At 37.4% G+C, this 9,458-nt stretch carries 10 protein-coding genes and 9 tRNA genes; 17 read left to right on the forward strand and 2 right to left on the reverse strand.

Annotation, left to right across the window (positions count from 1 at the left end):
- Positions 1-24: 24 nt before the first annotated feature.
- Positions 25-987: a UV DNA damage repair endonuclease UvsE gene (gene uvsE / locus ACUL40_RS21020; RefSeq protein WP_000961166.1), complete on the forward strand. Its 963-nt coding sequence runs from the start codon at positions 25-27 to the stop codon at positions 985-987.
- Here the strand turns inward: uvsE and ACUL40_RS21025 are convergent.
- Positions 980-1,552, reverse strand: coding sequence for a rhomboid family intramembrane serine protease (locus ACUL40_RS21025; RefSeq protein WP_000908523.1), 573 nt, complete (start codon positions 1,550-1,552; stop codon positions 980-982). The genes uvsE and ACUL40_RS21025 overlap by 8 nt on opposite strands.
- A gap of 93 nt (positions 1,553-1,645) precedes the next feature.
- On the opposite strand from ACUL40_RS21025, the gene acpS reads away from it, so the two are divergent.
- The 6 genes from acpS (at position 1,646) to ACUL40_RS21055 (ending at position 7,586) form a co-directional block, all read left to right on the forward strand.
- Positions 1,646-2,005, forward strand: a complete 360-nt coding sequence (acpS, locus tag ACUL40_RS21030) for a holo-ACP synthase (RefSeq protein ID WP_000583416.1) — start codon at positions 1,646-1,648, stop codon at positions 2,003-2,005.
- Between the two features lie 156 nt (positions 2,006-2,161).
- Entirely contained in the window at positions 2,162-3,112 is a 951-nt protein-coding gene (locus ACUL40_RS21035; protein WP_002004297.1) for a LolA family protein, read from the forward strand.
- A 117-nt stretch (positions 3,113-3,229) separates the two neighbouring features.
- The gene (alr, locus tag ACUL40_RS21040; RefSeq protein ID WP_000390615.1) at positions 3,230-4,399 is read left to right on the forward strand and encodes an alanine racemase; all 1,170 of its coding nucleotides are present in this window, start codon (positions 3,230-3,232) and stop codon (positions 4,397-4,399) included.
- Between the two features lie 308 nt (positions 4,400-4,707).
- A complete protein-coding gene (locus ACUL40_RS21045) occupies positions 4,708-4,995 on the forward strand; it encodes an antitoxin EndoAI (protein ID WP_000004570.1) in 288 nt (95 codons plus the stop codon).
- Positions 4,996-4,999: 4 nt separating this feature from the next.
- A complete protein-coding gene (ndoA, locus tag ACUL40_RS21050) occupies positions 5,000-5,350 on the forward strand; it encodes a type II toxin-antitoxin system endoribonuclease NdoA (RefSeq protein WP_000635963.1) in 351 nt (116 codons plus the stop codon).
- 67 nt (positions 5,351-5,417) lie between these two features.
- Complete coding sequence (locus ACUL40_RS21055; protein WP_000426242.1) at positions 5,418-7,586, forward strand: Tex family protein; 2,169 nt, start codon at positions 5,418-5,420, stop codon at positions 7,584-7,586.
- A gap of 57 nt (positions 7,587-7,643) precedes the next feature.
- On the opposite strand, the gene cmpA is transcribed toward ACUL40_RS21055, so the two are convergent.
- Complete coding sequence (gene cmpA / locus ACUL40_RS21060; protein WP_001143642.1) at positions 7,644-7,760, reverse strand: cortex morphogenetic protein CmpA; 117 nt, start codon at positions 7,758-7,760, stop codon at positions 7,644-7,646.
- Between the two features lie 195 nt (positions 7,761-7,955).
- On the opposite strand from cmpA, the gene ACUL40_RS21065 reads away from it, so the two are divergent.
- The 10 genes from ACUL40_RS21065 to ACUL40_RS21110 all read left to right on the forward strand — a co-directional run bounded on the left by ACUL40_RS21065 (position 7,956) and on the right by ACUL40_RS21110 (position 9,379).
- On the forward strand, positions 7,956-8,414 hold the full coding sequence (locus ACUL40_RS21065; RefSeq protein WP_322372039.1) for a SprT family protein: 459 nt from the start codon (positions 7,956-7,958) through the stop codon (positions 8,412-8,414).
- A gap of 113 nt (positions 8,415-8,527) precedes the next feature.
- Positions 8,528-8,602 (forward strand) — tRNA-Asn (locus ACUL40_RS21070).
- A 3-nt stretch (positions 8,603-8,605) separates the two neighbouring features.
- Positions 8,606-8,696: transfer RNA gene (locus ACUL40_RS21075), tRNA-Ser, on the forward strand.
- Positions 8,697-8,704: 8 nt separating this feature from the next.
- A tRNA-Glu gene (locus ACUL40_RS21080) sits at positions 8,705-8,779 on the forward strand.
- Positions 8,780-8,783: 4 nt separating this feature from the next.
- A tRNA-Val gene (locus ACUL40_RS21085) sits at positions 8,784-8,859 on the forward strand.
- A 25-nt stretch (positions 8,860-8,884) separates the two neighbouring features.
- A tRNA-Met gene (locus tag ACUL40_RS21090) sits at positions 8,885-8,961 on the forward strand.
- Between the two features lie 3 nt (positions 8,962-8,964).
- Positions 8,965-9,040 (forward strand) — tRNA-Asp (locus ACUL40_RS21095).
- 87 nt (positions 9,041-9,127) lie between these two features.
- A tRNA-Gln gene (locus ACUL40_RS21100) sits at positions 9,128-9,202 on the forward strand.
- A 5-nt stretch (positions 9,203-9,207) separates the two neighbouring features.
- A tRNA-Lys gene (locus ACUL40_RS21105) sits at positions 9,208-9,280 on the forward strand.
- 16 nt (positions 9,281-9,296) lie between these two features.
- Positions 9,297-9,379, forward strand: a tRNA-Leu gene (locus ACUL40_RS21110).
- The last annotated feature ends 79 nt before the right edge of the window (positions 9,380-9,458 follow it).

A 9,458-nucleotide genomic window follows, 5' to 3' on the forward strand; every position in this document is an offset into this window, starting at 1 on the left:
TTATGATAGAAAAGGGGCTGTTATATGCTTGTAAGGCTTGGTTACGTTGCGATGAGTGTGCATTTGAAGAATGCATCTCCATCTCAAACGATGACGTATGCACAGTTTCAGAAATTAGATGATCGTGATGCTGCAATTCGTAAGCTTGAAAGAATTGCTAATTCCAATTTAGAAAATTGTTTACGTTTATTAAAGCATAATAAAGGGCATGACATATCTTTCTTTCGGCTCAGTTCAAAGCTCATTCCTTTAGCGAATCATGAGGAATTGCTAGAGTGGAACTATATTCGTCCGTTAAAAGAAAATTTAAAAAAACTAGGTGAATATGCAGTTCATATGAATATGAGAATTGATTTCCATCCAGATCATTTTGTTGTACTAAATTCACCTGAAGAGAGTGTTTTTAAACAATCTGTAAAAACATTGCAGATGCACAAAAAATTATTAAAAGGCATGGGGATTGAACATAAGCAACGATGTGTACTGCATGTTGGAGGAGGATATAAAGATAAAGAACTTGCATTAGAGCGCTTTATAGAGAATTGGTCGAATGTCCCAAGGGGTATTCAAGAAATGATTATATTAGAAAATGATGATACAACCTTTACGTTAGAGGAAACATTATATTTAGGAGAAAAATTAGATATTCCCGTCGTATTTGACTTGCATCACCATATGATGAATAATGAGCAAGAAGATTGGTATGAAGATTGGGCACGTGTTGTTCATACGTGGGAAACGTCTTTGTTGCCGATTAAAATGCATATCTCTAGCCCTAGAGAGGGAAAAGATCCAAGAGCTCATGCAGATTATATTAATGTAGACGCATTTTTATCTTTTTTAAGAAGGATAAAGGGAAGTGTTCCGCAAATTGATTGTATGATTGAGGCGAAGATGAAGGATGAGTCTTTATTTCAATTAATGAGAGATTTAAGTGAACAAGTAGATGTAGAAATTATCGATGGTGCAAGCTTTTATATTAAATAAGCTTTGCACCATCGTTTTTTTTTGTTAAAAAAGGGGTTAAAATGCCACCGGTTATTAAACCTGTTAAATGACTGATCGGATTGGCAGAAGGGTTAAAGAAAGTAAATAGCAGTAATAGAAGTATCATAATTGAGAAAATGGCAATTTCTTTTGGTTTTGAAGAGCGGTATCGATTGTACAATAAAAATAACTGTGCACCTAATAGTCCGAAAATACCACCTGATGCACCTGCGTGAATATATTCAAGCGGCATAATAATATAAGAAGAAATATTTCCAGAAATTCCAGAGAGAAAAAATAGAATAAAAAAAGAAAAGTGTCCGAGTTGCTTTTCGATAGAAGAACCAAGAGCAAACAAAAAAATACTATTAGAAAGAAAATGTTGTAAGTCTACGTGTACGAGAAGAGAAGTTATGACACGCCACCATTCTCCTTTCGCGATATATTCATTAGAGGCTGCCAGTGGTAAGAGAAAAAAGTCGCCTAATATCATCATGACTAAATGAATAAGCAGTAAGGTAAGAATAGTCGGTTGTAAAGAAATATGAGTGGATCTTATTAGCATACGGTTACTATCACCCCTTTTGCATCAGAAAGATTCTCTGTTATTCTTATCAATATGAAAGAAGAAAGTTAAATAGAAGAAGGGGATTTTGAAATGATTATAGGGATTGGTATCGATATTATTGAATTAAATCGTATTGAAAAAATGCTAGATGGAAAGCTTAAATTTATGGAACGTATTTTAACGGAAAATGAACGTAATGTTGCTATGGAGCTGAAAGGAAGTCGCCTTACAGAGTTTGTAGCTGGAAGGTTTGCAGCGAAAGAGGCGTATTCAAAAGCTGTAGGTACTGGTATCGGAAAAGAAGTGAGTTTTTTAGATATTGAAGTGAAAAATGATGAAAGAGGTAAGCCAATTCTGATTACAAGTACAGAGTATATTGTTCATTTATCAATTAGTCATAGTAAGGAATTTGCTGTTGCTCAAGTTGTTTTAGAAAGCTTGTCACGCTAGTCTGCATATTTTATATCTTTGTCTCATATATTTGAGGTAGCGATAAGGAAGGTACATCTTCCATTCATTTATAGGGGCAAAGGGGCTGAATTGATGAAAAGGCGTCTGTTTTTAGTTCTTGTCGGTTTGTTGACCGTTTTTGTGTTGGCGGGTTGTATGGAAAAGAAGCAAGATGATGTCGTGAGAGATTTAGAATCAAAAGTAAAAGGGATGAAAAGTTATCAAGCTGAGGCAAAATTATCTATTAAAACAGGCAATGAGCCTCAAGAGTATAACGTAGAGATTTGGCATAAGGAACCGTCTTTTTATCGTGTGAATTTAAAAAATGCAAAAAAAGATCAGAGCCAAATTATTTTGAGAAATGAAGAAGGTGTATTTGTATTAACGCCAGCACTTAATAAGAGCTTCCGTTTTCAAAGTGATTGGCCGCAAAATAGTAGCCAGGCTTATTTATATGAATCACTTGTAAGAGATATTTTGCAGGACAAGAAAAACCTTACTTTTGAGAAAACAGATAAGTATTATATTTTTAAAACAAAAACAAACTATCAACATCAAAATATGTTGCCGAGACAAGAGATTACATTGAATAAGAGCGACTTGACTCCAGTTTCAGTGAAGTTAATGGATAATGATCAAAATGTTCTTGTGAAAGTAGATTTCTCTAAAGTGAAATTCGATGCGAAATTTGATAAAGGTGCATTTGATACGAAACAAAATATGTCTAGAGCGCAGGTAGATGTTCAAACAACAGCGAAAGAAGACAAACCGTTTGCTATTTTGTATCCACTTGATACACCACAAGGTATGACTCTGCAAGATGAAAAAGAGTTGAAGACAGACAGTGGCAAGCGTGCGATACTCACATACACTGGAAATAAGAAATCCTTTACTTTAATACAAGAAAAGGCAAAAGTTGCAGAGGCATCATCAGCGGTAAGTGTAAGTGGAGAACCAGTTGATCTTGGATTTACGATTGGTGCATTAACGAAAGACTCTGTAACGTGGTCGCATAACGGAGTAGAATATATGCTCGTGTCTAAAGGTTTAGAGCCGAAGGAGCTGTTAATGGTTGCTCGTTCAGTTACAGCGAAGCAGGTGAAGTAAACTTCTTAGACGTGGTGATATATGTGCACCACGTCTTTTCTTAGTTTGAAGGTGGATTTCATAAAAGAAGCATATAAAAGAATAAGCTTCGCATATCGTGTATAAGGAAGTGTATTTATGGAAGAAGCACCATTTTACCGTGACACTTGGGTGGAAGTGGATTTAGATGCCATTTATAACAACGTTACACATATTAAAGAGTTCATCCCAAGTAATGTAGAGATTTTTGCTGTAGTTAAAGCAAACGCATATGGGCACGATTATGTACCGGTGGCTAAAACGGCATTAGAAGCAGGTGCAACAAGGTTAGCTGTTGCTTTTTTAGATGAAGCTTTAGTGCTTCGGAGGGCTGGTATTACTGAGCCGATTTTAGTGTTAGGTCCCTCGCCGCCGCGTGATGTAAATGTAGCTGCTGAAAATGATGTAGCGCTAACGGTTTTTCAAAAAGAATGGGTGGACGAAGCGATTAAACTTTGGGATGGTTCATCTGTAATGAAATTCCATATTAACTTTGATAGTGGTATGGGGAGAATTGGAATACGTGAAAGAAAAGAGCTAAAAGAATTTTTAAAGAGTTTAGAGGGTGCACCGTTTTTAGAGTTAGAAGGAGTATACACGCATTTTGCAACGGCAGATGAAGTTGAGACTTCGTATTTTGATAAGCAATATAACACGTTCTTAGAGCAGTTAAGTTGGTTGAAAGAATTCGGAGTGGATCCTAAGTTTGTTCATACAGCTAATAGTGCTGCGACGTTACGTTTTCAAGGGATTACATTTAATGCAGTGCGAATTGGGATTGCAATGTATGGATTATCTCCTTCTGTAGAAATACGTCCTTTTTTACCATTTGAATTAGAACCGGCGCTATCACTTCATACGAAAGTCGCTCATATTAAACAGGTAATTAAAGGTGATGGAATTAGTTATAACGTCACCTACCGAACGAAAACTGAAGAATGGATTGCGACTGTAGCGATTGGCTATGCAGATGGGTGGCTTAGGAGGTTACAAGGATTTGAAGTGCTTATAAATGGTAAAAGGGTACCGATTGTAGGGCGAGTAACAATGGATCAGTTCATGATTCATCTTCCTTGTGAAGTGCCACTTGGTACGAAAGTTACGCTTATTGGAAGGCAAGGAGATGAGTATATTAGCGCTACAGAGGTTGCGGAATACTCAGGGACTATTAATTATGAAATTATTGCAACGATCAGTTTCCGTGTGCCGAGAATATTTATACGGAATGGTAAGGTTGTAGAGATAATTAATTACTTGAACAATATATAGAAGGTAGTATGATTGCTTCTTGTCATTGGAGTGACTGTTCATTGCTGGATAATAAGCTCTTTTTGATGAGAAGCTTTTTACTTATAATCATTTTTTATATAAGTTGCACGTAAGTTTTGAAGAGGAGTTCTATTGTTTTTAGTTAGTTATGAGATAAAAAATTTAAGAAGATGAATGTTTTGTTTGTGAATTGGAAAACATAAGCAAGGAATAAGGAAGTCTTTGCAACAGGCTCCATACAATGGTATTATTACAATAGGTGTCATATATATATTTGGGTGTGTAGTTGACGGTGGAGGTGTATTTTTGTGTCCGAATCAAGTGTAACTACTGAAATCGTGGTTCGGTTGCCAAAGCAAATGGTAACGGAATTGGACGGAATTGGAAAACAAGAGAATAAGAATCGCCATGAACTAATTTGCCAGGCAACACAATTGTTATTGCGTCAACATAAGACGAAGAAACGCTACCAACATGAATCAATGCGACGTGGGTACATTGAAATGGGAAAAATTAATCTTGGTATTGCATCTGAAGCTTTCTTAGCAGAGTATGAAGCAGCTCATACAGTAGAACGCTTAGTTAGCGGGGGGTAATATTTTGATTGTAAAACGCGGCGACGTGTATTTTGCAGACCTTTCCCCAGTTGTTGGTTCTGAGCAAGGAGGCGTTCGTCCGGTTCTTGTCATTCAAAATGACATCGGAAATCGTTTTAGTCCAACGGTGATTGTAGCGGCTATTACTGCACAGATTCAAAAAGCGAAATTACCCACTCATGTGGAAATTGATGCGAAAAAGTACGGTTTTGAGAGAGATTCTGTTATTTTACTTGAGCAGATTCGAACAATCGATAAGCAGCGCTTAACGGACAAAATCACTCACTTAGATGAAGTGATGATGATTCGTGTAGATGAAGCGCTACAAATTAGTTTAGGACTAATAGATTTTTAAATCGGCAGTTTAAGTTGCTCTCTTTGAAGGGCAACTTTTTTTATTATAGAGGAGGTTACGGTTGTATATGGAAATGGTAGATAATCGACAAGCGTTAATGAAAATGTTAGTGAAAGAATTAGGCTTTACCGAAAAGCAAGTTCGTCATGTTATTCAATTAACAGAAGAAGGTAACACAGTTCCATTTATTGCTCGTTACCGAAAAGAATGGACAGGCTCTTTAGATGAGGTGCAAATTCGTACGATTTTAGAGAGATGGCAATATATGATGCAACTTGAAGATAGGAAGGAAGAAGTTCTTCGTCTTATTGATGAGAAGGGGAAACTGACAGAAGAGCTACGACAGCAAATTGTTAAAGCTACAAAGTTGCAAGAAGTAGAAGATCTATATCGTCCATATAAAGAGAAAAGAAGAACGAAAGCGACAGTTGCTAAAGAAAAAGGATTAGAACCATTAGCTGAATGGTTATTGTTATATAAGAAAGAAGATCCGGCTAAAAAGGCAGTGGAATTTATTAATGTAGAGAAAGAAGTGCAATCTGCAGAAGAAGCTTTACAAGGTGCACAAGACATTATTGCAGAAATGGTTTCAGATGAAGCTGCGTATCGTAGTTGGATTCGAAATGTTACTTTTAGAAAAGGTGTTATGTCTTCTTCCGTGAAAGATGAAGAAAAAGATGAAAAGAATATATATGAAATGTATTACAGTTATGAAGAACCATTGCAAAAAGTAGTACCACATCGTGTATTAGCAATGAATCGTGGCGAGAAAGAAGATATATTGAGAGTTGCTGTTGTTCCGCCAGTAGATGAGATAGTAACCTTCTTAAATAAGAAAGTAATTCGTGATAACGATTCGAAAAGTGCACATTATGTACAATTAGCGATTGAAGATGGTTATAAACGATTAATTCAATCTTCAATCGAAAGAGAGATTCGTAAAGAATTAACAGAAACAGCTGAAGAACAAGCAATACATATTTTCTCTGAGAACTTACGTAACTTATTATTACAACCTCCGATGAAAGGGAAAGTCGTGCTAGCGGTAGATCCGGCATATAGAACTGGTTGTAAATTGTCTGTAGTAGATGATACGGGGAAAGTACTACATATCGATGTTATTTATCCGCATCCACCTGTTCGTAAATATGATGATGCAAAAACGAAAGTTCTTTCTATTATAGATAAATATCAAGTTGAAATGATTGCAATTGGTAATGGGACAGCATCTAGAGAAACAGAAGAGTTTATAGTAGATGTATTACAAAGTGTGAATCGAGATGTCTTTTATATTATTGTAAATGAAGCGGGTGCTAGTGTATATTCAGCTTCTGATTTAGCCCGTGAGGAATTCCCAAATTTACAAGTTGAAGAGAGAAGTGCCGTTTCTATTGGGAGACGTCTGCAAGATCCACTTGCTGAACTTGTGAAAATTGATCCTAAATCAGTTGGGGTTGGACAATACCAACATGATGTATCTCAAAAGAGACTGAATGAGTCATTAACATTTGTAGTAGAAACAGCTGTTAACCAAGTTGGGGTTAATGTAAATACGGCTTCGGTTGCATTGTTACAATATGTTTCAGGTTTATCGAAAACTGTTGCGAAAAATATTGTAGCAAAGAGAGAAGAAGATGGGAAATTCACGAAGCGCACGGAATTAAAGAAAATCCCACGTTTAGGTGCAAAGACTTATGAACAATGTATAGGTTTCTTACGTATACTAGAAGGAGCGAATCCATTAGATCGAACAGGTATTCATCCAGAGCAATATAAAAATGTTGAATTGTTATTGAAGAGTCTAGGGTTATCGATAGATGACGTAGGACAACCGCAATTACAAAAGAGATTGGAAGAAGTAGAGATTTCTAAGTTATCTCAAGAAACAGGAGTTGGGGAGCCGACGTTAGTTGATATTATAGATGCGCTTATTAGTCCTGAACGAGATATGAGGGATGAGTTGCCTAAACCACTTTTGAAAAAAGGGATTTTGAAATTAGAAGATTTAAAACGTGGTATGGAACTAGAAGGAACAGTTCGTAACGTTGTTGATTTTGGTGCTTTTGTTGATGTTGGTGTAAAGCAAGATGGTTTAGTACATATTTCTAAACTTAGCAAACAGTTTGTAAAGCATCCGTTAGATGTTGTATCAGTAGGGCAAATTGTAAAAGTATGGGTAGATGATATTGATACAAAAAAAGGACGCGTTGCACTATCTATGTTGCCGATTGAATAGTAAGAGAAGAGAGCAGATGAAACTGCTCTTTTTTTATGAAATAAAAAGTGTAATGGATTATGAGCTTTGATGTATTTTGCTATAATAAAACCAGCATTCATTTAATAACTTAATTTGATACCGGTTTTTTTCGAAATATGCACGTTGCATTTGTTTTTTTAGCCACGTAGGCATAGGAATCCCTCCTTGTTTAATCCTGCTCTCAAAAATCTAAAATGCTATTGATGAGAGGTTGGTGAGTGGATTTCTATTCATGTTTTGTTTTTAGAAACCACGCTTCTTACATGAGGATGGGTATATGTACTATTTAATATATGTATAAGAAGGGAGAAAAGTGTAAAAATATTTTTTTGTTTAGGAGGAATGAGAGTGGATGAGCAAGAAATTCAGCGACTAGTGGAAGAAGTGTCACTACAATACTTTGAGATGCCGTTCTTACATAAAGCGGTGTTTAATAATAGATTACGTACAACTGGTGGGCGTTATTTATTGAAGAGTCATAATATCGAACTGAATTATCGATATTACGAATTGTATGGTGAAGAAGAGTTAGTCGAGATTATTAAACATGAGCTTTGTCATTATCACTTACATATTGCAGGAAGAGGGTATAAGCACAGGGACAGGGATTTTCGTGAGTTGTTAAAGAAAGTTGATGCACCACGTTTTTGTAAACGAATGATTAATGAAGAGAAGGAAAAAAAGATTTATAAGTATGAATGTATGGAGTGTTCACTTCAATATGTAAGAAGGCGTCAAATAAATATAAAAAGATATGTCTGTGGAAAGTGTAAAGGGAAACTCAAACCGATATCGAAAACATCTTGACAGTAAAAACGCAATCCAGTATATTATAAACATGTCACGTTTGAACAAGATGTTGTTAAAAACTTCTTGACTTACAGAGACAATTTTTATAAGATACAAATTGTCTTCATTATTCCGCAGTAGCTCAGTGGTAGAGCTATCGGCTGTTAACCGATCGGTCGTAGGTTCGAGTCCTACCTGCGGAGCCATACAGAGAAGTACCCAAGTGGCTCAAGGGGCTCCCCTGCTAAGGGAGTAGATCGCTAACGCGGTGCGAGGGTTCGAATCCCTTCTTCTCTGCCATACATATTGGCCCGTTGGTCAAGTGGTTAAGACACCGCCCTTTCACGGCGGTAACACGGGTTCGAATCCCGTACGGGTCACCACTTCGGAGGATTAGCTCAGCTGGGAGAGCACCTGCCTTACAAGCAGGGGGTCGGCGGTTCGATCCCGTCATCCTCCACCATATAATTTTATATGAATAGTATTGTCGCGGGGTGGAGCAGCACGGTAGCTCGTCGGGCTCATAACCCGAAGGTCGCAGGTTCAAATCCTGTCCCCGCAACCAAATGGTCCCGTGGTGTAGTGGTTAACATGCCTGCCTGTCACGCAGGAGATCGCCGGTTCGACCCCGGTCGGGACCGCCATTTTAACTTCTGCTATATAGCAGTTGTTTTTTATTGGACATTATGTTACAATAACATTTGTCTTTGAAAAGAAGATAATTATTTCGATGGGCTATAGCCAAGCGGTAAGGCAACGGACTTTGACTCCGTCATGCGCTGGTTCGAATCCAGCTAGCCCAGCCATTTACGAGCCATTAGCTCAGTTGGTAGAGCATCTGACTTTTAATCAGAGGGTCGAAGGTTCGAGTCCTTCATGGCTCACTTTTGTTTTTTCCGCGCGGTCGTGGCGGAACGGCAGACGCGCTAGGTTGAGGGCCTAGTGGGGGAAACCCCGTGGAGGTTCAAGTCCTCTCGGCCGCATCAAAAAAATCTTAAAAAAGTGCTTGCATTTGAAAATGTAGTATGATAAGATAATTGAGTCGCCAAATTACAACGACGA

This window comes from Bacillus sp. KNSH39, from assembly GCF_052656585.1.

What these genes read in the sequence shown, in the direction of transcription:
- ACUL40_RS21035 (WP_002004297.1), top strand. Translation starts at nt 2,162, where the DNA reads ATGGAAAAGAAGCAAGATGATGTCGTGAGAGATTTAGAATCAAAAGTA.
- ACUL40_RS21025 (WP_000908523.1), bottom strand. Translation starts at nt 1,552, where the DNA reads ATGCTAATAAGATCCACTCATATTTCTTTACAACCGACTATTCTTACC.
- acpS (WP_000583416.1), top strand. Translation starts at nt 1,646, where the DNA reads ATGATTATAGGGATTGGTATCGATATTATTGAATTAAATCGTATTGAA.
- cmpA (WP_001143642.1), bottom strand. Translation starts at nt 7,760, where the DNA reads ATGCCTACGTGGCTAAAAAAACAAATGCAACGTGCATATTTCGAAAAA.
- ACUL40_RS21055 (WP_000426242.1), top strand. Translation starts at nt 5,418, where the DNA reads ATGGAAATGGTAGATAATCGACAAGCGTTAATGAAAATGTTAGTGAAA.
- alr (WP_000390615.1), top strand. Translation starts at nt 3,230, where the DNA reads ATGGAAGAAGCACCATTTTACCGTGACACTTGGGTGGAAGTGGATTTA.
- uvsE (WP_000961166.1), top strand. Translation starts at nt 25, where the DNA reads ATGCTTGTAAGGCTTGGTTACGTTGCGATGAGTGTGCATTTGAAGAAT.